Origin of the sequence: Salmonella sp. SAL00672, assembly GCF_046552175.1 — a bacterium.
Classification (GTDB): Bacteria; Pseudomonadota; Gammaproteobacteria; order Enterobacterales; family Enterobacteriaceae; genus Salmonella; species Salmonella enterica.
In genome coordinates this window covers 63,767-86,180 of sequence record NZ_JBGDUQ010000002.1, presented here as the reverse complement: position 1 = coordinate 86,180, position 22,414 = coordinate 63,767, and the positions used below count along the sequence as shown (strand labels likewise).

Sequence of the window (22,414 nt, the reverse complement as noted above, 5' to 3'; positions counted from 1 at the left end):
AACTCAAGGATAATTAACGATGAGTAAAGCAGGTGCGTCGCTTGCGACCTGTTATGGCCCCGTCAGCACCCATGTCATGACCAAAGCGGAGAATATCCGCCTGCTCATCCTGGACGTGGATGGCGTATTGTCTGACGGCCTGATTTATATGGGCAATAACGGCGAAGAGCTGAAGGCTTTCAACGTTCGTGACGGCTATGGTATTCGCTGTGCTTTGACCTCCAATATCGAGGTTGCCATTATTACCGGACGAAAGGCTAAACTTGTAGAAGATCGCTGCGCCACGCTGGGGATTGTCCATCTTTATCAGGGACAGTCGAATAAGCTGATCGCCTTTAGCGATCTGCTGGAAAAACTGGCCATTGCGCCGGAAAACGTTGCCTATGTCGGCGATGATCTGATTGACTGGCCAGTGATGGAAAAAGTGGGGTTAAGCGTTGCCGTTGCGGATGCGCATCCGCTGCTGATCCCCCGCGCTGACTATGTGACGCACATTGCCGGCGGGCGCGGCGCGGTACGTGAGGTGTGCGATTTGCTGCTGCTGGCGCAGGGCAAGCTGGATGAGGCCAAAGGGCAATCGATATGAGTAAAACCAGACGTTGGGTTATCATTCTACTGTCGCTGGCCATTCTGGTACTGATTGGTATCAATCTGGCGGATAAAGACGATCCTGCTGCCGTGATGGTCAACAGCAACGATCCCACGTATAAAAGCGAGCATACGGATACCGTCGTGTACAGTCCGGAAGGCGCGTTGAGCTATCGTCTGATCGCGCAGCACGTTGAATATTTTTCCGATCAGGCGGTCTCATGGTTTACGCAACCAGTATTAACCACCTTTGATAAGGATAAAGTGCCGACATGGTCGATCAAGGCCGATAAAGCCAAATTGACTAACGATCGGATGCTCTATCTGTATGGCCATGTTGAAGTCAACGCCCTGGTGCCTGACGCTCAATTACGCAGAATTACCACCGATAACGCGCAGATTAATCTGGTGACGCAGGATGTTACCTCGAACGATCTGGTGACGTTATACGGCACAACATTTAACTCCAGCGGACTGAAAATGCGCGGTAACTTACGCAGCAAGAACGCCGAGCTGATTGAAAAGGTTAGAACCTCTTATGAAATTCAAAACAAACAAACTCAGCCTTAATCTTATGCTTGCCGGCTCGCTGCTGGCCGCCAGCATTCCGGCCTTCGCCGTCACGGGCGATACCGAACAGCCTATTCATATTGACTCGGATCAACAGTCGCTGGATATGCAAGGCAACGTCGTGACCTTTACGGGCAACGTGGTGATGACCCAGGGCACGATTAAGATCAACGCCGATAAAGTCGTGGTTACCCGCCCTGGCGGCGAACAGGGGAAAGAGGTGATCGACGGTTACGGCAATCCGGCCACCTTCTACCAGATGCAGGACAACGGTAAGCCGGTGAAAGGCCACGCTTCCCATATGCACTACGAGCTGGCGAAAGATTTTGTGGTGCTGACCGGCAACGCTTATCTGGAGCAGCTTGACAGCAACATTACCGGCGACAAAATCACCTACCTGGTGAAAGAGCAGAAAATGCAGGCCTTCAGCGAGAAAGGCAAACGCGTCACCACCGTTCTGGTGCCATCGCAGTTGCAAGACAAAAACAAAGGCCAGACTCCGGCGCAAAAGAAGAGTAACTAATTCGTTATGGCAACATTAACTGCAAAGAATCTGGCGAAGGCCTATAAAGGCCGTCGCGTAGTGGAAGATGTCAGTCTGACCGTTAACTCCGGGGAGATTGTCGGGCTGCTCGGTCCAAACGGCGCGGGTAAAACCACCACCTTTTATATGGTCGTCGGTATCGTGCCGCGTGACGCGGGCAATATCATCATCGATGATGAAGATATCAGTCTGCTGCCGCTGCACGCGCGCGCGCGCCGCGGTATCGGCTATTTGCCGCAGGAAGCCTCTATTTTCCGCCGTCTCAGCGTATTTGATAACCTGATGGCGGTACTGCAAATTCGTGACGATTTGACCGCAGAACAGCGAGAAGACCGCGCCAACGAGCTGATGGAAGAGTTTCATATTGAGCATCTGCGCGACAGCATGGGACAGGCGTTGTCCGGTGGTGAACGCCGTCGTGTAGAAATTGCCCGCGCGTTGGCCGCTAATCCCAAATTTATCCTGCTGGATGAACCCTTTGCCGGCGTTGACCCGATTTCCGTTATCGACATCAAACGCATTATCGAGCATCTGCGCGATAGCGGGCTCGGCGTGCTGATCACCGACCATAACGTCCGTGAGACGCTGGCAGTCTGTGAACGTGCCTATATCGTGAGCCAGGGCCACCTTATTGCCCACGGTACGCCGACAGAAATCCTGCAAGACGAACACGTTAAGCGTGTATATCTTGGGGAAGACTTCAGACTCTGATAGGGTAGAGGGCTATGCTGCTCTAGCGGGAGAAAACGACTCTGAATATGAAGCAAGGTTTGCAACTCAGGCTTAGCCAACAACTGGCGATGACGCCTCAGCTACAACAGGCCATCCGTCTGTTGCAGTTGTCTACGCTGGAACTTCAGCAGGAACTCCAGCAAGCGCTGGAAAATAACCCGCTGCTTGAGCAAACCGATCTTCATGACGAAATCGACACTCAGCAACCTCAGGATAACGATCCTCTCGATACCGCCGACGCGCTCGAACAAAAAGAGATGCCGGAAGAGCTGCCGCTTGACGCCAGTTGGGATGAAATTTACACCGCCGGGACGCCGTCCGGCCCCAGCGGCGATTATATCGACGATGAGCTGCCCGTCTATCAGGGCGAAACGACGCAGTCGTTGCAGGATTATCTGATGTGGCAGGTTGAGCTAACGCCATTCTCGGACACCGATCGCGCTATTGCGACATCCATTGTCGATGCGGTAGATGATACCGGCTATCTCACCGTATCCCTGGACGAAATTCGCGAAAGCATGGGCGATGTAGAGGTGGATCTCGATGAGGTCGAAGCCGTTCTGAAGCGCATTCAGCGTTTTGATCCGGTGGGCGTCGCGGCAAAAGATCTTCGCGACTGTCTGCTGATCCAGCTTTCACAATTCGACAAATCCACGCCGTGGCTGGAAGAGGCGCGGCTTATTATCTGCGATCACCTTGATCTGCTGGCCAACCACGATTTCCGCACGTTGATGCGCGTTACCCGACTGAAAGAAGAGGTGCTGAAAGAGGCGGTAAACTTGATTCAGTCGCTCGATCCCAGACCCGGTCAATCGATCCAGACCGGCGAGCCGGAATACGTTATCCCGGATGTGCTGGTACGCAAGCATAACGGTCGCTGGACGGTGGAGCTTAATAGCGACAGTATTCCCCGTTTACAGATTAACCAGCACTATGCCGCCATGTGCAATAGCGCGCGCAACGATGCCGACAGCCAGTTCATCCGCAGTAATTTACAGGATGCGAAATGGCTGATAAAAAGCCTTGAAAGCCGTAACGACACGCTGCTGCGCGTCAGTCGCTGCATCGTCGAGCAACAGCAAGCCTTTTTTGAACAGGGCGAAGAATATATGAAACCGATGGTACTGGCGGATATCGCCCAGGCCGTCGAGATGCACGAATCCACTATATCCCGCGTGACCACGCAGAAGTATTTGCACAGCCCGCGCGGTATTTTTGAACTCAAATATTTCTTTTCCAGCCACGTCAATACCGAAGGCGGAGGCGAAGCCTCTTCCACCGCGATTCGCGCGCTGGTGAAGAAGTTAATTGCGGCGGAAAACCCCGCGAAACCACTGAGCGACAGCAAGTTAACCTCTCTGCTGTCAGAACAAGGTATCATGGTGGCGCGCCGCACTGTTGCGAAGTACCGAGAGTCTTTATCCATTCCGCCGTCAAACCAACGCAAACAGCTGGTTTGACCCAACCGATAAGGAAGACACTATGCAGCTCAATATCACCGGACATAATGTCGAAATTACTGAAGCCCTGCGTGAATTTGTGACGACAAAATTCGCCAAACTTGAACAGTATTTTGAGCGGATTAATCAGGTATACGTGGTGTTGAAAGTGGAGAAGGTCACGCACATCTCGGATGCGACGCTACACGTTAATGGCGGCGAAATTCACGCCAGCGCGGAAGGCCAGGATATGTATGCCGCCATTGACGGCTTGATTGATAAACTGGCAAGGCAGTTAACCAGGCATAAAGATAAACTGAAACAACACTAATTGTCCGGGCAGTTAGCCAGTGCAGGACGGCCTGTTGTGTGACACAACGGGCCATTTGTACAGTTAGCGCTCCGAACCTGGCCATCAACCTGACAGGACAGGTTCTTAGGTGAAATTATGATAAATAACGATACGACTCTACAACTGAGCAGTGTACTTAACCAGGAGTGTACGCGTAGCGGCGTTCATTGTCAGAGTAAGAAACGCGCGCTGGAAATCATCAGCGAACTGGCGGCAAAACAGCTCAGTTTACCTCCTCAGGTCGTGTTTGAAGCCATTCTGACACGCGAAAAAATGGGCAGTACCGGTATTGGTAATGGTATCGCCATCCCGCACGGGAAACTGGAAGAAGATACCTTACGCGCCGTCGGTGTGTTCGTTCAGCTCGAAACGCCGATCGCGTTCGACGCCATCGATAACCAGCCGGTCGATCTCCTCTTCGCCCTGCTGGTGCCCGCCGATCAAACTAAAACGCATCTGCACACGCTGTCGCTGGTGGCGAAACGTCTGGCGGATAAAACGATCTGCCGCCGCCTGCGCGCGGCGCTGAATGATGAAGAGCTGTATCAAATCATTACTGACACCGAAGGTGAGCAGAATGAGGCATAACAACTCAATGGCATTTATTTCTGTCGTTGTGAGGAGAAACGGTACATGGTACTGATGATCGTCAGCGGGCGTTCCGGATCAGGTAAATCTGTCGCTCTGCGCGCGCTGGAAGATATGGGATTTTACTGCGTGGATAACCTCCCCGTCGTGCTGTTGCCCGATCTGGCGCGAACGCTGGCCGATCGCCAGATTTCCGCCGCCGTCAGCATTGATGTGCGCAATATGCCTGAATCACCTGAGATTTTTGAACAGGCGATGAATAATCTGCCTGGCGCTTTCTCGCCGCAATTGCTGTTTCTTGATGCCGACCGCAATACCTTGATTCGCCGCTACAGCGACACGCGCCGTTTGCATCCGCTTTCCAGCAAAAATCTTTCTTTAGAGAGTGCGATCGATAAAGAGAGTGACTTGCTGGAGCCGTTACGCTCACGTGCGGATCTGATCGTCGACACTTCAGAAATGTCCGTCCATGAGCTGGCGGAGATGCTGCGTACCCGGCTGTTGGGCAAACGCGAGCGCGAACTGACGATGGTATTTGAGTCCTTCGGCTTTAAACATGGTATCCCGATTGATGCGGACTATGTGTTTGATGTCCGCTTTCTGCCCAACCCGCACTGGGACCCAAAACTGCGCCCCATGACCGGGCTTGATAAGCCGGTAGCCGCGTTTCTTGACCGACACACAGAAGTTCACAATTTTATCTATCAGACTCGCAGCTATCTTGAGCTATGGTTACCGATGCTGGAGACCAACAACCGCAGCTACCTTACCGTCGCTATCGGTTGTACCGGCGGGAAACACCGTTCGGTGTATATTGCAGAACAGCTGGCAGACTACTTCCGCTCGCGCGGTAAAAATGTCCAGTCTCGCCATCGCACGCTGGAAAAACGCAAAACATGACCGTAAAGCAAACTGTTGAAGTCACCAATAAGCTGGGCATGCATGCCCGGCCTGCCATGAAGCTTTTCGAACTGATGCAGGGGTTTGACGCCGAGGTGCTATTACGCAATGACGAAGGCACTGAAGCGGAAGCGAACAGCGTCATCGCGCTGTTAATGCTCGACTCCGCCAAGGGGCGTCAGATCGAAATTGAAGCCACCGGCCCGCAAGAAGTTGAAGCGCTGGCGGCGGTTATCGCGCTGTTCAATTCCGGCTTTGACGAAGACTAAACCTCCCCCTCTATACCCTATTTCCCCCAACGCCGTCCCGGTATTTGATGACAGTCACCCCAAAACCGGGCGTGTTACGCCTGCCTGCCTCTTGTCCCGCAGCCCCGCCCTTTCGTAAGATTTGTACATTTCGTGCGCTTTACCTATGCATAAAAACATTAAGAAAACCTTAAAAAATTTCGTTTATGTTTTGTTTAAGTTCTTTGTCCATACTAAATTTATGTGAATAAATTTTTCCAGGACTTGCCATGATCCTCTTATCGAAACAGACTCCGCTGGGCGCTGGTCGACATCGTAAATGCTATACGCATCCGGATAATGCCCGGCGTTGCATAAAAGTTATTTACAACCGTGACCACGGCGGTGATAAAGAGATTCGGCGTGAACTGAGCTACTATGCACATCTGTCCCGCTACCTGACGGACTGGAGCGCTATCCCCCGTTATTACGGCACGGTAGAAACCGATTGCGGCACCGGCTATGTCTACGACATGATTACCGATTTCAACGGCGCGCCCTCTATTACCCTGACCGAGTTCGCCGCGCAATGTCGTTATGAAGAGGATGTCGCTGTCCTGCGGCGGCTACTGAAAAAACTGAAACGTTACCTGCTGGATAACCATATTGTGACGATGTCGCTGAAGCCGCAAAATATCCTGTGCCAGCGTATCAGCGAGTCAGAAGTGGTTCCGGTGGTTTGCGACAATCTGGGGGAAAGTACCTTTATCCCGCTGGCGACCTGGTCAACATGGTGCTGTGAACGCAAACTGGAGAGAGTGTGGCAGCGGTTTATCGCCCAGCCTGCGCTGGCCGTTGCCCTGGAGAGGGACGCGCAGCCAAAAGACAAGAAACGGCTGGCGCTTACTTCTCACGAAGCTTAATGGCCTGTGCTTATCAGGCCTGGACGACACAGATCGCAGGCCGGATAAGGCGTTCGCGCCGCCAATCGGCAAAATTAATTAAGCTGGTTGCGCGTCATAAAAGATTCCCCGCCCAGTTGTCGCATCTGGCGCATAATCCACGCCTGCCGGCTACGCACATAGCCAGACGGCGCATTCGCCTTATAGCGTAACGGATTTGGCAATACCGCCGCCAGCAACGCGGCTTCAGACACACTCAAGCGACTGGCAGGTTTATGAAAATACCGTTGTGCCGCAGCCTCCACGCCAAAAATACCATCGCCAAACTCCGCGATATTCAGATAAACCGTGAGAATGCGTTTTTTGCTCCAGACAGTTTCAATGCCCAGCGTTAGCCCAGCCTCCAGACCTTTGCGCACCCAACTGCGTCCATCCCATAAAAAGAGATTTTTCGCCGTTTGCTGCGAAAGCGTAGAGGCGCCGCGAATACGGCTCTCATTCCGCTCATTATGCGCCAACGCTTTTTCAATCGCCGGAACATCAAAGCCCCAGTGCTCAGGGAACTTCTGGTCTTCCGCCGCAATTACCGCCAGCCCCATCCACGGCGAGATATCCGCCATACTGACCCAGTCAGAATGCGCCACATAACCAAATTCTCCACTTAGCCAGGCGCTAATCTGCCGTTCCGCCATCACCGCCGAAAAAGGCACCGGAACCACGCTAAACAGCGCAATGCCGCCGCCCCAAAAGACGGCGAGCGCAGCAAGGATACGTAAAAGTAGACGGCGCAAAAACGTTAACGGCGCGATGCGTCGTTTGCTCATTCCGCCAGAACCAGCACGCGCGACACTAATTTATCAATGCCGCTTGCCGCCTGAGCGATATCCTGCGCCAGCATATAGGCAGGGGTGGTCACGACCTTGTTATCCTCGTCCACAACGATATCATCAACCGGGCAAGGTACGTGTTCGGCGCCCATCTCTTCAAGTACTTCAGCGGTATCAATATCCGTCCCTATTGTCAGACGTAGCGGGAAGTCAAAGATTTTCGGCAACATTGCGGGCGCGATACAGATGAATCCCAGCGGCTTGCCGGACCGGTGCATGGCCTTCGCCAGCGCGACGACATCGCTATCCACCCGGCATTCGCTCCCCTGGCTGGCGAAATTACTCAGGTTCTTCGCCGCGCCGAAACCACCGGGCACAATGAGCGCATCCAGTTCCTCTGGCTGCGCCTGGGACAGGGGACGAATATCGCCCCGCGTAATACGCGCCGCCTCAATCAGAACGTTACGCGTTTCCGCCATCGCTTCGCCGGTCAGGTGATTAATAACATCCGCTTGTGGTTTATCCGGCGCGAAGCAGACAGCCTGCGCGCCGCTGCGGGCAATGGCCAACAGCGTCAGAACGGCCTCATGAATTTCGGTGCCGTCATAGACGCCGCATCCGCTGAGCACTACGCCAATTTTTTTCATGGTGAACATCCTCCTGCAACCGACTCAAGCCCATTAATAATTTTGATTAAAATGCTACGCTTCACACATTTAAATGATTCATGTAACAAATCATTTAGGATTTGCTATCTTAACTGCGTGCGGCCTGAAAACAGGACTGCGCCTTTGACATCATCATAATAAGCACGGCGCAGCCACGATTTCCCTGGTGTTGGCGCAGTATTCGCGCACCCCGGTCAAACCGGGGTCATTTTTTTTCCGCGTTTGCCACCCAGGCTTTCAGCACCGCGACATCGTGCTGCCACTCCTGCTTCATCTCTTCAATCCATTCCGCGACATTATCTTCCCAGGCGGGAAGATCCGGCGACTGGATTTGCTGGCCAAGCTGTTGCAGATGACGCAGCCCTACCGAACCGGCGGCGCCTTTAATCTTATGCCCTTCCTCAACGACGCCTTTTTTGTCACGCGCCGTCAGATTGGACTCCAGCACGCTTAAATAGCCAGGCATCATTTTTTCAAACACCGCGAGACCGTCGGTGATCAATTTAGGCCCAACCAACTCGATGTATTGTTCCAGCATCGGGATATCCAGCAGCGCTTGCGCTTTATCGCTCTCTTCAGGCGTCACGGTACTCTCCTCTTTATCGGTGGCATCCCAGAATTTTTTAATCATCGCGGTTAAGGCTGGCACCGACAGCGGCTTACTCAGCACATCGTCCATACCAGCGTCCAGATACTCTTTTTTATCTTTCAGAACGTTAGCCGTAAGCGCTACCAGCGGCGGTAAATCTTCCCGCGTGTGGCGACGGGTCAGTTCTCTGGCAATATCCAGACCCGTCATATCCGGTAGCTGAATATCCAGTAAGACCAGGTCATATTCGCCCGGCGCGAACATCTCCAGCGCCGCCTTGCCGGTCATCGCGACATCCACGCTGTTACCCAGTTTTTCCAGTACTGAACGCGCCACAATCACGTTCAGTTCAATATCTTCGACCAGCAGAACATGCAGCGCGGGCAGCGGCATGTCGTCTTCATCAAAGGCGTCCTCCACCTCTTCCGCCACCGCTGGCGCATGAACCGTTAGCGTAAAGGTCGATCCTTTGCCCGGCAGACTGGAAACGGTAATATCGCCGCCCATATTTTTCGCCAGCCGACGGGAGACCGCCAGCCCGATACCGGTCCCCGTCGCCGGTTTGCCGCCGTTACTGTCTTTCACCTGATAATACATGGCGAAAATTTTATCCTGCTCATCCTGCGGAATGCCGATCCCGGAATCTTCCACTTCAAAGTGCAGCATGTCGCCTTCATCATAGCGCGCCCGCACCGTCACCTGGCCCTGCTGAGTAAACTTCACCGCATTGCTGATCAAATTCCATAAAATCTGGCGCAGACGCGTTCCGTCGGTAATGACTTTGTGCGGCAGCGGCAGCGTCGGCTCAAGCACAAAACGTAGCCCTTTTTGCTGCGCCTGCAAACCGGAAAGGTTTTCCAGATCGGCCATAAAGCTGGTGAAATCAACCGGTTGGTTATCAAGCTGAACCTTACGCCGCTCCATCTTATCCATATCAATGATATCATTGAAAATATTGCCTAACGTCACGGCGGAGACATGGATTGTCTTAAGGTATTTTTCCTGTTCGGCGGTGAGATCGGTATCCAGCAGGATGCGGCTTAAACCGACGATGCCGTTAAGCGGGGTGCGCAGCTCATGACTGATGGTAGAGATAAACGTGGTCTTGTCGCGGCTGGCGCGCTCCAGCGCGTCCTGATAACGCTTACGTTCGGTAATATCACGACCAAATCCCATCAGGCCATGACGTTTACCGACACGGTCGTAATAAGGCACTTTACGAATTTCAAAGCAGGCCTTTCGTCCGTCCGGGTAATCCAGCCACTGTTCGTAGGTCAGGGAGACGTTATGGCGGAATACTTTTTCGTCGGTTTCAATGACTTTCTCCGCCGCTTCGGGAGAGTACACATCTTCCGGCTTCAAATGCACCAGCTGTTTTTCGCTCTTGCCGGTTAGCAATTCCATTGCGCGGTTACAGCCGGAAAATTCTTTATCCTCATTACGATAAAAAACCAAATCCGGCGAGGCGTCCAGAAAGGAGCGCAGAAAAGAGGATTGCTGTTCTAGCTGGATTTGCGCTTCTTCACGCTCTTTAATTTCTACTTTTAGCTGTTCAAATGTCTCTTGCAGCTCCGCTTCCGCTTTTTCGCGATCGGCAATTTCCTGATTAAGCTGGGCAATATTGTCCTTCAACTGTACGTTAAGCTTGAGATCGCGCTCGCGCATCTCCTCCAGCTTTTGCACCAGACGCGACAGTCGCTGCCTTGACTCTTCCAGTTGTTCAACAACAACGGATAAGAAATAGACCGCCCAGGGCGTAATTAACAGGCCAAAAAAGATGGAACGAATAACGTCGATACTTTCAACCTGACCATGCAGCACCATGGTCACCGCCATCTGCACGACAATCGCCAGCACCACCAATGCCAACGCCAGGAGCATGGAAAAGCGCACCAGACCCAATTTCATCATCAGGTCGACATAGTATTGCGCCAGCATACGAATTTGCTTCATAGAGGATTCCTTCACCACAACTTCGCACATAATACCCAATTATGGGAACCGCGTTGAATATTGTGCGAAATATGCGTAGCGCCCCTCATCACGCTACGCTACAGGTGGTATCCAGGGACGGGCCAGCGCAGAGCCCTGTACGCCATGCTCATTCAGGTATTTGTCCAGCTCAACCATCCCCGTCCAGCGATTCTCGCACCACAGCGGGGCAAGCAGCGTCGGACGGCGAGCGCTGGCTGAAATTCGGTGATAAATTACCTCCGGCGGCGTATGACGAATCATCTCACCTGCCGTTAGCGTGTAGTCGTCCAGTTCGATGCCGTTCAGCCGCCCCGCTTCCCAGGCTTTGGCCATCGTACTGCCTTTCACAATATGCAGCGGATGCAGTTTAATACCATCAACGCCCGTCTCCACCACACGCTCCATGGTTTGCAGGCATTCACTCTGGCCTTCGCCCGGCAGCCCCACAATCAGATGCGCGCACACTTTCAGCCCGCGCTCCCGGGCAATCCGGGTGGTACGCTGATAGCAGGCGAAGTCATGCCCGCGGTTAATTCGGTGCAGGGTTTCATCGTGCGCGGTTTGCAATCCCAGTTCCAGCCACACCTCGTAGCCTTGATCTTTATATTCACACAGTAAATCTACTACTGCCTGCGGGACGCAATCCGGACGCGTACCGACGCATAACCCGACGATACTGGCCTGGCTGACCGCCTGTTGATACATCGAACGCAGCACCTGCACTTCCGCAAAGGTGCTGGTGTAGGCCTGGAAATAGGCCAGATAGCGTTTAGCGCGGTTCACCAGATGCGCCTGATGCGCAAGCTGCTCGGCAATCGAATGATGCTGCTGCGCCTCATCGGCAAAAGAGGCGACATTACAGAAGGTGCAACCGCCACGCCCGATGGTGCCGTCGCGATTAGGGCAGCTAAAACCGCCATGAAGCGTCAGCTTATGAACCTTTTGCCCATACCGACGTAAAAGATCCCCACCAAACATATTGACTAATTTCTGTAACTGCATAATCTGATAGACCGCCTCTTAAAAAGAGGCCAAAGCCTGCCATTTTTAGTCTCCTTTGGCGATGACCTGGATCAATCGTCCCGGAAGGCTTTTATCCGTTGCATAATCAAGCAAAATAAACGACATTTCATTCATAATCCCGTTGATGATTTTTCCTGATATTCCCCTCTTTTTTCAGCGTCTGCTGGGTCATCGATAAAAACAGTAGCATTCAATACTGCTCACGCTTAAAACAGCATAAAATGCCAAGATTTTTGAAAAAGAAAGGTCAGATAACGTCTGGCGAGCGGCTCTTATAGTGAGACAGATCACAGGCTTTCTGCCGCTCCGTATTAGCAGCCCCTCTATAAAAAACCTTTTAATTTCAATATATTCAAAAAGTTATCTGTGCTACAGCACACTTTTGCATAAATCAGTTTGCCATTTGACCTGGGTGTGGATTCCCGATAAGTTGGGGATCCGCTGGAAGCTTTCTGGATGAGCCGTCTGCTCATCATATTTATGCAGTAATTGAGATTCCCTCTTAACCGTATTTACCAATGCGCAAAGGACACAAAGAGGGCGAATGCGAGGTAAGCGTATGATGCGCCAGCCCCGTCGCCATGCTCTTGCTGTGCCCGCGCGCCGTCGGTTGGGAGAGCGTCCCGTAGAGCCTGGGGAGGTTCACTGATATGTTGTACGATAAATCCCTTGAGAAGGATAACTGTGGTTTCGGCCTGATCGCCCACATAGAAGGCGAACCTAGCCACAAGGTAGTGCGTACCGCCATACACGCGCTGGCCCGGATGCAGCACCGTGGCGCGATCCTTGCCGACGGTAAAACCGGCGACGGTTGCGGCTTGCTGTTACAAAAACCTGACCGTTTCTTTCGCATCGTGGCCGAAGAGCGCGGCTGGCGCTTAGCCAAAAACTACGCCGTCGGGATGATCTTTTTAAATAAAGATCCTGAACTGGCCGCCGCGTCACGCCATATTGTCGAAGAAGAATTACAGCAGGAAACCCTGTCGATTGTCGGCTGGCGCGATGTGCCCACCAATGAAGGCGTGCTCGGTGAAATCGCCCTCTCCTCCCTGCCGCGTATTGAGCAGATTTTTGTCAACGCTCCGGCGGGCTGGCGTCCGCGTGATATGGAGCGCCGTCTGTTTATCGCCCGCCGACGCATTGAAAAACGCCTGCAGGACGACAAAGATTTCTACATATGCAGCCTGTCGAACCTGGTCAACATTTATAAAGGTCTGTGTATGCCGGCGGATCTGCCGCGCTTCTACCTGGATCTTGCGGATCTGCGTCTGGAATCGGCCATCTGCCTGTTCCACCAGCGCTTTTCCACTAACACCGTTCCACGTTGGCCGCTGGCGCAGCCGTTCCGCTACCTGGCGCATAACGGCGAGATTAACACCATCACCGGCAACCGCCAGTGGGCGCGCGCCCGTACCTATAAATTCCAGACGCCGCTGATCCCGGACTTACAGTCCGCTGCGCCGTTTGTTAACGAAACCGGTTCGGATTCCAGCTCGCTGGACAACATGCTGGAACTGCTGCTGGCAGGCGGGATGGACATCATCCGCGCCATGCGCCTGTTGGTGCCGCCCGCCTGGCAGAACAACCCCGATATGGACCAGGATCTGCGCGCCTTCTTTGACTTTAACTCCATGCATATGGAGCCGTGGGACGGTCCGGCAGGCATCGTGATGTCCGACGGGCGCTTCGCCGCCTGTAACCTTGACCGTAACGGCCTGCGCCCGGCACGCTACGTCATTACCAAAGATAAGCTGATCACCTGCGCCTCCGAAGTCGGTATCTGGGACTATCAGCCGGATGAAGTGGTCGAGAAAGGCCGCGTCGGCCCAGGCGAGCTGATGGTGATCGACACCCGCGGCGGACGTATTCTGCATTCCGCGGAAACCGATGACGATCTGAAAAGCCGCCATCCATATAAAGAGTGGATGGAGAAAAACGTCCGCCGCCTGGTGCCGTTTGAAGAGCTGCCTGATGAAGAAGTTGGTAGCCGCGAACTGGACGATGACCTGCTCGCCAGCTATCAGAAACAGTTTAACTACAGCGCCGAAGAGCTGGACTCGGTTATCCGCGTATTGGGCGAAAACGGCCAGGAAGCCGTCGGTTCAATGGGCGACGATACCCCCTTTGCCGTGCTCTCCAGCCAGCCGCGTATTATTTACGACTACTTCCGCCAGCAGTTCGCGCAGGTCACTAACCCGCCTATCGACCCGCTGCGTGAAGCGCACGTCATGTCGCTCGCCACCAGCATCGGTCGCGAAATGAACGTCTTCTGCGAAGCGGAAGGTCAGGCCCATCGCCTGAGTTTTAAATCGCCAATTCTGCTGTACTCCGATTTCAAACAGCTCACCACCATGAAAGAGGAGCATTATCGCGCTGACCGTCTGGATATCACCTTCGACGTGACCGAAACCACACTGAACGCGACGGTTAAGGCGCTGTGCGATAAAGCGGAACAGATGGTGCGCAACGGCACCGTGCTGCTGGTCCTCTCGGATCGCAATATCGGTAAGAATCGCCTGCCGGTCCCCGCGCCGATGGCGGTGGGCGCGGTGCAAACGCGTCTGGTAGAACAAAGCCTGCGCTGCGACGCCAACATCATCGTAGAAACCGGAAGCGCCCGCGATCCGCATCACTTTGCGGTACTGCTCGGCTTTGGCGCAACGGCTATCTATCCGTACCTGGCCTACGAAACGCTGGGGCGTCTGATTGATACCCAGGCCATCGCCAAAAACTACCGTACCGTGATGCAGAACTACCGTAACGGCATCAACAAGGGGCTGTACAAGATTATGTCCAAAATGGGCATTTCGACCATTGCCTCTTACCGCTGCTCCAAACTGTTTGAAGCGGTCGGACTGCACGATGATGTGGTAAACCTGTGCTTCCAGGGCGTGGTCAGCCGTATCGGCGGCGCGAGCTTTGATGACTTCCAGCAGGATCTGCTGAATCTCTCCAAACGCGCCTGGCTGGCGCGCAAACCCATTAGCCCGGGCGGCCTGCTGAAGTACGTCCACGGCGGCGAATATCACGCCTATAACCCGGATGTCGTGCGTACCCTGCAACAGGCGGTACAGAGCGGCGAGTACAGCGATTATCAGGAATACGCCAAACTGGTCAATGAGCGTCCGGCGGCAACGCTGCGCGATCTGCTGGCGATACATCCAGACGGCGAGGCGGTGACTATTGACGAGGTTGAGCCCGCCAGTGAGCTGTTTAAACGCTTTGATACCGCAGCCATGTCTATCGGCGCATTAAGTCCGGAAGCGCACGAAGCGCTGGCGGAAGCGATGAACAGCCTCGGCGGCAACTCCAACTCCGGCGAAGGCGGCGAAGACCCGGCGCGCTACGGCACCAATAAAGTGTCGCGTATCAAACAGGTGGCCTCCGGTCGCTTTGGCGTGACGCCGGCCTACCTGGTCAATGCCGATGTGATTCAGATTAAAGTCGCTCAGGGCGCGAAACCGGGCGAAGGCGGTCAGTTGCCGGGGGATAAAGTCACTCCGTATATCGCTAAACTGCGCTATTCAGTGCCGGGCGTGACGCTGATCTCCCCGCCACCGCACCACGATATCTACTCTATCGAGGACTTAGCGCAGCTCATTTTCGATCTCAAGCAGGTCAACCCGAAGGCGATGATCTCCGTGAAGCTGGTATCCGAACCGGGCGTCGGCACCATCGCGACCGGCGTGGCGAAAGCCTATGCGGATCTGATCACTATCGCCGGCTACGACGGCGGTACCGGCGCCAGCCCGCTCTCTTCAGTGAAATACGCTGGTTGCCCGTGGGAACTCGGACTTGTTGAAACCCAGCAGGCGCTGGTCGCTAACGGCCTGCGTCACAAGATTCGTCTGCAGGTGGACGGCGGTCTGAAAACCGGCGTCGACATCATTAAAGCGGCGATTCTCGGTGCGGAAAGTTTCGGCTTCGGCACCGGCCCGATGGTGGCGCTGGGCTGTAAATACCTGCGTATCTGCCACCTGAATAACTGCGCAACCGGCGTAGCAACTCAGGATGACAAGCTGCGTAAGAACCACTATCACGGCCTGCCGTTCAAAGTGACTAACTACTTTGAATTTATCGCCCGCGAAGTGCGCGAGCTGATGGCTTCGCTTGGCGTGACCCGCCTGGTGGATTTGATTGGCCGCACCGACCTGCTGAAAGAGCTGGATGGCTTCACCGCTAAACAGCAGAAGCTGGCGCTGTCTCGTCTACTGGAAACCGCTGAACCTCATCCGGGTAAAGCGCTGTACTGCACCGAGAATAACCCGCCGTTTGATAACGGCGTGCTAAATGCGCAATTGTTGCAGCAGGCGAAGCCGTTTGTCGATGCGCGCCAGAGCAAAACCTTCTGGTTCGACATCCGCAACACCGATCGTTCCGTCGGCGCGTCGCTTTCCGGCTATATCGCACAGACCCACGGCGATCAGGGGCTGGCTTCCGATCCGATTAAAGCGCACTTCAGCGGTACCGCAGGCCAGAGCTTTGGCGTGTGGAACGCGGGCGGCGTAGAGTTATATCTGACTGGCGATGCCAACGACTATGTCGGTAAAGGTATGGCAGGCGGTTTGATCGCCATCAGACCGCCGGTAGGTTCCGCCTTCCTCAGTCATAAAGCCAGCATTATCGGCAACACCTGCCTGTATGGAGCCACCGGTGGCCGTCTGTACGCGGCGGGCCGCGCGGGCGAACGTTTCGGCGTGCGTAACTCCGGGGCGATTACCGTAGTAGAGGGCATCGGCGACAACGGCTGTGAATACATGACCGGCGGCATCGTCTGCGTGTTGGGTAAAACCGGCGTTAACTTCGGCGCGGGGATGACCGGCGGCTTCGCCTATGTGCTGGACGAAGATGGCGAATTCCGTAAACGCGTGAACCCGGAACTGGTAGAAGTACTGGACGTTGATTCGCTGGCTATCCACGAAGAGCATCTGCGCGGTCTGATCACCGAGCACGTGCAGCATACTGGTTCGCAACGCGGCGAAGAGATCCTGTCCAGGTGGTCAAGCTTCTCAACCCAATTCGCGTTAGTTAAGCCCAAGTCCAGCGATGTCAAAGCCCTGTTGGGCCACCGTAGTCGTAGTGCGGCAGAATTGCGCGTGCAGGCGCAGTAAGGAATTGAAATGAGCCAGAATGTTTATCAATTTATCGACCTGCAGCGCGTTGATCCGCCGAAGAAACCGCTGAAGATCCGTAAGATCGAGTTTGTTGAAATCTACGAACCGTTTTCTGAAGGTCAGGCGAAAGCCCAGGCGGATCGCTGTTTGTCCTGCGGGAACCCCTACTGCGAGTGGAAATGTCCGGTACATAACTACATCCCGAACTGGCTGAAACTGGCTAACGAAGGGCGTATTTTTGAGGCGGCTGAGCTATCGCACCAGACCAACACCCTGCCGGAAGTGTGTGGCCGCGTCTGCCCGCAGGACCGCCTGTGCGAAGGCTCCTGTACGCTGCACGATGAGTTCGGCGCAGTGACCATCGGTAACATTGAGCGCTATATCAACGATAAAGCGTTCGAAATGGGCTGGCGCCCGGATATGACCGGCGTGCGCCAGACGGACAAACGGGTAGCGATTATCGGCGCAGGTCCGGCAGGGCTGGCGTGCGCCGACGTGCTGACCCGCAACGGCGTGAAGGCGGTGGTCTTTGATCGCCATCCGGAAATCGGCGGCCTGCTGACCTTCGGTATTCCAGCTTTCAAACTGGAAAAAGAGGTGATGACCCGCCGTCGCGAGATCTTCACCGGCATGGGTATTGAGTTCAAACTTAATACCGAAGTGGGTCGTGATGTACAGCTTGAAGATCTGCTGAAAGATTACGATGCGGTATTCCTTGGCGTCGGCACCTATCAGTCGATGCGCGGCGGGCTGGAAAATGAAGATGCGGACGGGGTTTTCGACGCTCTGCCGTTCCTGATCGCCAATACGAAGCAGATCATGGGGTTTGGCGAAACCAGCGACGAACCATATGTCAGTATGGAAGGAAAGCGCGTGGTGGTGCTGGGCGGCGGCGATACCGCAATGGACTGCGTACGTACCTCCATACGCCAGGGCGCAACGCACGTAACCTGTGCTTATCGTCGTGATGAAGAGAACATGCCGGGTTCCAGACGCGAAGTGAAAAACGCGCGCGAGGAAGGTGTCGAGTTTCAGTTTAACGTTCAACCGCTGGGCATTGAAGTCAATGCCAACGGCAAAGTGAGCGGCGTAAAAATGGTGCGCACTGAAATGGGCGAACCGGATGCCCAAGGCCGTCGACGGGCGGAGATCGTCGCCGGTTCCGAGCATGTGGTTCCAGCTGATGCGGTGGTGATGGCATTTGGTTTTCGTCCACACAGCATGGAATGGCTGGCGAAACACAGCGTGGAACTGGACTCGCAGGGACGAATTATCGCGCCGGAACGCAGCGATAATGCTTTCCAGACCAGCAACCCGAAAATCTTCGCCGGTGGCGACATCGTGCGCGGTTCCGATCTGGTGGTGACGGCGATTGCCGAAGGCCGTAAGGCGGCTGACGGGATTATGAACTACCTCGAAGTGTAACCCTTCCGGCTCCCCGCTTACTGCCTTGGCTGATGGCTGGGGAGCCGATATTCCTCTCCTCAATATCTCTCCTGCCGATTCTGGAAACCCGCTCGTAAATCGAGATGTAATGCCATGTAAAATCCGTTCATGGATTGATCCGTTTACGCCTGAAGCGTATTGATAGCGTTCTAATTTCACAATGAAACTATCACGTAAGGGATGACATGACGAATCCAACTTTAGCGCCACAGTCTGATGAATATCAGCAAATCCATGACGGTATTATTCGTCTGGTCGATACGGCACGTACCGAGACCGTGCGCAGCATCAATGCCATTATGACTGCCACCTACTGGGAAATTGGCCGACGCATTGTCGAATTTGAACAGGGAGGAGAAGCGCGAGCGGCCTATGGTACTCAGCTTATCGAACGATTATCGGTAGATTTAAGTCAGCGCTATAAGCGCGGTTTTTCCACCAGAAACCTATGGCAAATTCGTACATTTTATCTTTGTTTTCAACATATTGAAATTCCGCAGACACTGTCTGCGGAATCTTCAAATCTCATACCGCTCGCCAAAACATTCCCTCTTCCCTGGTCGGCGTATGTCCGCCTCTTGTCGGTAAAAAATCCCGATGCCCGCACTTTTTACGAGAAAGAGACGCTACGTAACGGCTGGTCCGTACGGCAGCTCGACAGGCAAATCGCCACTCAATTTTACGAACGAACGCTACTGTCCCACGACAAATCCGCCATGTTGCAGCAGCCTGCACCCGCCGAGCCAAACGTTTTGCCGGAGCAAGCCATACGCGACCCGTTCATTCTGGAATTTCTTAACCTGAAGGACGAGTATTCCGAATCAGATCTCGAAGACGCGCTGCTCAGCCACCTGATGGACTTTATGCTGGAGCTCGGTGACGATTTTGCTTTTGTTGGCCGCCAACGCCGGCTACGCATAGACGATAGCTGGTTCCGCGTCGATCTGCTGTTCTTCCATCGTCGCTTGCGCTGCCTGTTGCTCGTTGACCTGAAAGTAGGCAAATTCGGTTATGCGGATGCCGGGCAGATGAATATGTACCTGAACTATGCCAAAGAGCACTGGACAATGCCCGGAGAAAACCCGCCAGTCGGCCTGGTTTTGTGCGCAGGGAAAGGCGCGGGGGAAGCGCATTACGCGCTGACTGGCCTGCCAAACACCATCATGGCGAGCGAGTACAAAGTGCAGTTGCCCGACGAAAAATTACTCACAGACGAACTTATTCGTTCGCAAACCATGCTGGAAACTCAACTCACACGCGGTGGTTCACTGACAACGGAGAAAAACTAACGAACCATTAATGTCATGAATAATTATCAAAAAAATATCACACGAAAACGTTTGCTTTATTCTGAGAACTGTATATTATGCGGCGGATTTTTTGGGCAAAATTCATGGAGGCGTTGTGTCGCAGGACAACAATTATAGCCAGGGCCCCGTCCCTCTGGCGGCGCGGAAGGGCGTGATTCCACTGACGTTTGTCATGTTGGGTTTAACGTTTTTTTCCGCCAGTATGTGGACCGGAGGGACACTCGGCGCCGGTCTTACCTATCACGATTTCTTCCTCGCAGTTCTCTTCGGTAATCTCCTCCTCGGTATCTACACTGCATTTCTTGGCTACATCGGCGCAAAAACCGGACTCTCCACCCACCTCCTTGCACGTTACTCCTTTGGCGTTAAAGGATCATGGCTTCCCTCGCTGCTGCTAGGCGGCACACAGGTAGGCTGGTTTGGCGTTGGCGTAGCGATGTTCGCTATTCCGGTCAGTAAAGCGACGGGCATTGATGCCAATATTCTGATTGCCGTTTCGGGTCTACTGATGACCCTGACCATTTTTTTCGGCATCTCGGCGTTGACCATTTTGTCTATCATTGCCGTACCCGCGATCGTTATTCTGGGCAGCTACTCCGTCTGGATGGCGGTCAGCGGCGTGGGTGGGCTGGAGCATTTAAAAACGATAGCGCCGCAGACGCCGCTGGATTTTTCCAGCGCGCTGGCGCTGGTGGTGGGCTCGTTTGTCAGCGCCGGTACATTGACCGCCGACTTCGTCCGCTTCGGGCGTCATGCCAAAAGCGCCGTACTGATTGCGATGGTCGCTTTTTTCCTCGGCAACTCGCTGATGTTTATCTTTGGCGCGGCAGGCGCTGCCGCCGTCGGTCAGGCGGATATCTCTGACGTGATGATAGCGCAGGGGCTGCTGCTGCCCGCGATTGTGGTGCTTGGCCTGAATATCTGGACCACCAACGATAACGCGCTGTACGCATCGGGTCTGGGCTTCGCCAATATTACCGGTCTTTCCAGCCGCACGCTGTCGGTGGTGAACGGGATTATCGGTACCGTGTGCGCGCTGTGGCTTTACAATAATTTTGTCGGCTGGCTGACGTTCCTGTCATCTGCCATCCCACCGATTGGCGGAGTGATTATTGCCGACTATCTGTTGAACCGCCGCCGCTATGCCGACTTCAACACCGTGCGCTTTATTCCCGTTAACTGGATTGCTATTCTTTCCGTCGCGCTGGGCATCGCCGCCGGACATTATGTTCCTGGTATTGTGCCCGTCAACGCCGTACTCGGCGGCGTCTTCAGCTATATCCTGCTGAATCCACTTTTCAACCGCAGCCTTGCTAAATCACCAGAGGTCAGCCATGCAGAACAATAACATCACTATTCGTCAGACGCGTCTGCAGGGACACGAAGGATTATGGCAGATTACGATTGAAAACGGGCGCTTTAGCCGGATTGAGCCTCAGGAAGCCGCATCGTTACCGCAGGGCGAAGTGCTTGATGCCGAAGGCGGCCTGGCTATTCCACCGTTTGTTGAGCCACATATCCACCTGGATACCACGCAAACGGCGGGTGAACCGAGCTGGAACCAGTCCGGCACACTGTTTGAAGGGATTGAGCGCTGGGCAGAACGTAAAGCAATGCTCACGCATGAAGATGTGAAAGCGCGCGCGATGCAGACCCTGAAATGGCAGATGGCTAACGGCATCCAGTACGTTCGTACTCACGTTGACGTTTCAGATCCTACGCTCACCGCGCTGAAAGCCATGCTGGAAGTGAAGCAAGAGGTTGCGCCGTGGGTAGACCTGCAAATTGTCGCCTTTCCGCAAGAAGGTATTCTGTCTTATCCTAACGGTGAAGCGCTGTTAGAGGAAGCCGTGCGTTTGGGCGCTGACGTTATTGGCGCCATTCCGCACTTTGAGTTCACGCGGGAATATGGCGTTGAATCGCTGCACAAAACCTTCGCCCTGGCGCAGAAATACGATCGCTTGATCGATGTGCACTGCGACGAAATTGATGACGAGCAGTCTCGCTTTGTCGAAACGGTCGCGGCGCTGGCGCATCGTGATGGCATGGGGGCGCGCGTGACCGCCAGCCATACCACGGCTATGCACTCGTACAACGGCGCGTATGCGTCACGCTTGTTCCGCCTGTTGAAAATGTCGGGGATTAACTTCGTCGCCAACCCGCTGGTGAATATTCATCTGCAAGGACGGTTTGACACTTACCCGAAACGTCGTGGCGTCACGCGGGTGAAAGAGATGCTGGAAGCGGGGATCAACGTCTGCTTTGGCCATGATGACGTCTTCGACCCGTGGTATCCATTAGGCACCGCCAATATGCTGCAGGTGCTGCATATGGGGTTACACGTTTGCCAGTTGATGGGGTATGGGCAAATCAACGACGGGTTAAATCTGATCACTATCCACAGCGCAAAAACTTTGCACCTGCAGGACTACGGTCTGAGCGTCGGCAATGCCGCGAATCTGGTTATCTTACCCGCTGAGAATGGATTCGACGCGGTACGTCGCCAGACGCCTGCCCGTTACTCGATTCGCCACGGGCGGGTAATTGCCGAGACGGTGCCGAGCCAGACGACGCTGCACCTGACCCAGCCGGAAGCCGTGACGTTTAAGCGTTAACCCGTC

At 54.2% G+C, this 22,414-nt stretch carries 19 protein-coding genes; 15 read left to right on the top strand and 4 right to left on the bottom strand.

What is annotated here, in order from left to right; all coding sequences use genetic code 11:
* Positions 1-19: 19 nt before the first annotated feature.
* The 10 genes from kdsC (at position 20) to yrbL (ending at position 6,863) form a co-directional block, all read left to right on the top strand.
* The gene (gene kdsC, locus ACLJTG_RS06165; protein ID WP_000030029.1) at positions 20-586 is read left to right on the top strand and encodes a 3-deoxy-manno-octulosonate-8-phosphatase KdsC; all 567 of its coding nucleotides are present in this window, start codon (positions 20-22) and stop codon (positions 584-586) included.
* Entirely contained in the window at positions 583-1,158 is a 576-nt protein-coding gene (lptC, locus tag ACLJTG_RS06160) for an LPS export ABC transporter periplasmic protein LptC (RefSeq protein ID WP_000047845.1), read from the top strand. Before kdsC ends, lptC begins: the two co-directional genes overlap by 4 nt.
* Entirely contained in the window at positions 1,127-1,681 is a 555-nt protein-coding gene (gene lptA / locus ACLJTG_RS06155; RefSeq protein ID WP_000669770.1) for a lipopolysaccharide ABC transporter substrate-binding protein LptA, read from the top strand. The genes lptC and lptA overlap by 32 nt, the downstream gene beginning before the upstream one ends.
* Positions 1,682-1,687: 6 nt before the next feature.
* Positions 1,688-2,413 (top strand): LPS export ABC transporter ATP-binding protein, encoded by a 726-nt coding sequence (gene lptB, locus ACLJTG_RS06150; protein ID WP_000224104.1) that lies wholly within the window; start codon positions 1,688-1,690, stop codon positions 2,411-2,413.
* A gap of 47 nt (positions 2,414-2,460) precedes the next feature.
* On the top strand, positions 2,461-3,894 hold the full coding sequence (gene rpoN, locus ACLJTG_RS06145) for an RNA polymerase factor sigma-54 (RefSeq protein WP_000809020.1): 1,434 nt from the start codon (positions 2,461-2,463) through the stop codon (positions 3,892-3,894).
* A gap of 22 nt (positions 3,895-3,916) precedes the next feature.
* Positions 3,917-4,204, top strand: coding sequence for a ribosome hibernation promoting factor (hpf, locus tag ACLJTG_RS06140; protein ID WP_001176589.1), 288 nt, complete (start codon positions 3,917-3,919; stop codon positions 4,202-4,204).
* Between the two features lie 117 nt (positions 4,205-4,321).
* Positions 4,322-4,813 carry a PTS IIA-like nitrogen regulatory protein PtsN gene (gene ptsN, locus ACLJTG_RS06135; RefSeq protein WP_000609332.1) on the top strand — a complete coding sequence of 164 codons (492 nt, stop codon included), beginning with the start codon at positions 4,322-4,324 and terminating at the stop codon, positions 4,811-4,813.
* A 45-nt stretch (positions 4,814-4,858) separates the two neighbouring features.
* Positions 4,859-5,713, top strand: a complete 855-nt coding sequence (gene rapZ, locus ACLJTG_RS06130) for an RNase adapter RapZ (protein WP_000243749.1) — start codon at positions 4,859-4,861, stop codon at positions 5,711-5,713.
* On the top strand, positions 5,710-5,982 hold the full coding sequence (npr, locus tag ACLJTG_RS06125) for a PTS phosphocarrier protein NPr (protein ID WP_000216797.1): 273 nt from the start codon (positions 5,710-5,712) through the stop codon (positions 5,980-5,982). The genes rapZ and npr overlap by 4 nt, the downstream gene beginning before the upstream one ends.
* Before the next feature lie 248 nt (positions 5,983-6,230).
* Positions 6,231-6,863 carry a PhoP regulatory network protein YrbL gene (yrbL, locus tag ACLJTG_RS06120; RefSeq protein WP_000602196.1) on the top strand — a complete coding sequence of 211 codons (633 nt, stop codon included), beginning with the start codon at positions 6,231-6,233 and terminating at the stop codon, positions 6,861-6,863.
* A 74-nt stretch (positions 6,864-6,937) separates the two neighbouring features.
* Here the strand turns inward: yrbL and mtgA are convergent, their stop codons facing one another.
* From mtgA to ACLJTG_RS06100, 4 genes are all read right to left on the bottom strand, one after another.
* Complete coding sequence (gene mtgA / locus ACLJTG_RS06115) at positions 6,938-7,666, bottom strand: monofunctional biosynthetic peptidoglycan transglycosylase (protein WP_000044657.1); 729 nt, start codon at positions 7,664-7,666, stop codon at positions 6,938-6,940.
* Entirely contained in the window at positions 7,663-8,316 is a 654-nt protein-coding gene (gene elbB / locus ACLJTG_RS06110; RefSeq protein ID WP_198898193.1) for an isoprenoid biosynthesis glyoxalase ElbB, read from the bottom strand. The genes mtgA and elbB overlap by 4 nt, the downstream gene beginning before the upstream one ends.
* A gap of 226 nt (positions 8,317-8,542) precedes the next feature.
* Positions 8,543-10,879 (bottom strand): aerobic respiration two-component sensor histidine kinase ArcB, encoded by a 2,337-nt coding sequence (arcB, locus tag ACLJTG_RS06105; protein WP_000809820.1) that lies wholly within the window; start codon positions 10,877-10,879, stop codon positions 8,543-8,545.
* A gap of 93 nt (positions 10,880-10,972) precedes the next feature.
* On the bottom strand, positions 10,973-11,902 hold the full coding sequence (locus ACLJTG_RS06100) for a TIGR01212 family radical SAM protein (protein ID WP_001176876.1): 930 nt from the start codon (positions 11,900-11,902) through the stop codon (positions 10,973-10,975).
* 671 nt (positions 11,903-12,573) lie between these two features.
* On the opposite strand from ACLJTG_RS06100, the gene gltB reads away from it, so the two are divergent.
* The 5 genes from gltB to ACLJTG_RS06075 all read left to right on the top strand — a co-directional run bounded on the left by gltB (position 12,574) and on the right by ACLJTG_RS06075 (position 22,408).
* Entirely contained in the window at positions 12,574-17,034 is a 4,461-nt protein-coding gene (gltB, locus tag ACLJTG_RS06095) for a glutamate synthase large subunit (protein WP_080102132.1), read from the top strand.
* Between the two features lie 9 nt (positions 17,035-17,043).
* Positions 17,044-18,462 carry a glutamate synthase subunit GltD gene (gene gltD / locus ACLJTG_RS06090; protein WP_000081637.1) on the top strand — a complete coding sequence of 473 codons (1,419 nt, stop codon included), beginning with the start codon at positions 17,044-17,046 and terminating at the stop codon, positions 18,460-18,462.
* 206 nt (positions 18,463-18,668) lie between these two features.
* On the top strand, positions 18,669-19,772 hold the full coding sequence (locus ACLJTG_RS06085; RefSeq protein ID WP_000184305.1) for a YhcG family protein: 1,104 nt from the start codon (positions 18,669-18,671) through the stop codon (positions 19,770-19,772).
* Between the two features lie 115 nt (positions 19,773-19,887).
* Complete coding sequence (gene codB / locus ACLJTG_RS06080) at positions 19,888-21,141, top strand: cytosine permease (RefSeq protein WP_410958903.1); 1,254 nt, start codon at positions 19,888-19,890, stop codon at positions 21,139-21,141.
* Complete coding sequence (locus ACLJTG_RS06075; RefSeq protein WP_001180685.1) at positions 21,128-22,408, top strand: cytosine deaminase; 1,281 nt, start codon at positions 21,128-21,130, stop codon at positions 22,406-22,408. The genes codB and ACLJTG_RS06075 overlap by 14 nt, the downstream gene beginning before the upstream one ends.
* The last annotated feature ends 6 nt before the right edge of the window (positions 22,409-22,414 follow it).

What these genes read in the sequence shown, in the direction of transcription:
- arcB (WP_000809820.1), bottom strand. Translation starts at nt 10,879, where the DNA reads ATGAAGCAAATTCGTATGCTGGCGCAATACTATGTCGACCTGATGATG.
- kdsC (WP_000030029.1), top strand. Translation starts at nt 20, where the DNA reads ATGAGTAAAGCAGGTGCGTCGCTTGCGACCTGTTATGGCCCCGTCAGC.
- rapZ (WP_000243749.1), top strand. Translation starts at nt 4,859, where the DNA reads ATGGTACTGATGATCGTCAGCGGGCGTTCCGGATCAGGTAAATCTGTC.
- ACLJTG_RS06085 (WP_000184305.1), top strand. Translation starts at nt 18,669, where the DNA reads ATGACGAATCCAACTTTAGCGCCACAGTCTGATGAATATCAGCAAATC.
- rpoN (WP_000809020.1), top strand. Translation starts at nt 2,461, where the DNA reads ATGAAGCAAGGTTTGCAACTCAGGCTTAGCCAACAACTGGCGATGACG.
- lptA (WP_000669770.1), top strand. Translation starts at nt 1,127, where the DNA reads ATGAAATTCAAAACAAACAAACTCAGCCTTAATCTTATGCTTGCCGGC.
- gltB (WP_080102132.1), top strand. Translation starts at nt 12,574, where the DNA reads ATGTTGTACGATAAATCCCTTGAGAAGGATAACTGTGGTTTCGGCCTG.
- npr (WP_000216797.1), top strand. Translation starts at nt 5,710, where the DNA reads ATGACCGTAAAGCAAACTGTTGAAGTCACCAATAAGCTGGGCATGCAT.
- hpf (WP_001176589.1), top strand. Translation starts at nt 3,917, where the DNA reads ATGCAGCTCAATATCACCGGACATAATGTCGAAATTACTGAAGCCCTG.
- yrbL (WP_000602196.1), top strand. Translation starts at nt 6,231, where the DNA reads ATGATCCTCTTATCGAAACAGACTCCGCTGGGCGCTGGTCGACATCGT.
- gltD (WP_000081637.1), top strand. Translation starts at nt 17,044, where the DNA reads ATGAGCCAGAATGTTTATCAATTTATCGACCTGCAGCGCGTTGATCCG.
- elbB (WP_198898193.1), bottom strand. Translation starts at nt 8,316, where the DNA reads ATGAAAAAAATTGGCGTAGTGCTCAGCGGATGCGGCGTCTATGACGGC.
- mtgA (WP_000044657.1), bottom strand. Translation starts at nt 7,666, where the DNA reads ATGAGCAAACGACGCATCGCGCCGTTAACGTTTTTGCGCCGTCTACTT.
- ptsN (WP_000609332.1), top strand. Translation starts at nt 4,322, where the DNA reads ATGATAAATAACGATACGACTCTACAACTGAGCAGTGTACTTAACCAG.
- lptB (WP_000224104.1), top strand. Translation starts at nt 1,688, where the DNA reads ATGGCAACATTAACTGCAAAGAATCTGGCGAAGGCCTATAAAGGCCGT.
- ACLJTG_RS06100 (WP_001176876.1), bottom strand. Translation starts at nt 11,902, where the DNA reads ATGCAGTTACAGAAATTAGTCAATATGTTTGGTGGGGATCTTTTACGT.
- ACLJTG_RS06075 (WP_001180685.1), top strand. Translation starts at nt 21,128, where the DNA reads ATGCAGAACAATAACATCACTATTCGTCAGACGCGTCTGCAGGGACAC.
- lptC (WP_000047845.1), top strand. Translation starts at nt 583, where the DNA reads ATGAGTAAAACCAGACGTTGGGTTATCATTCTACTGTCGCTGGCCATT.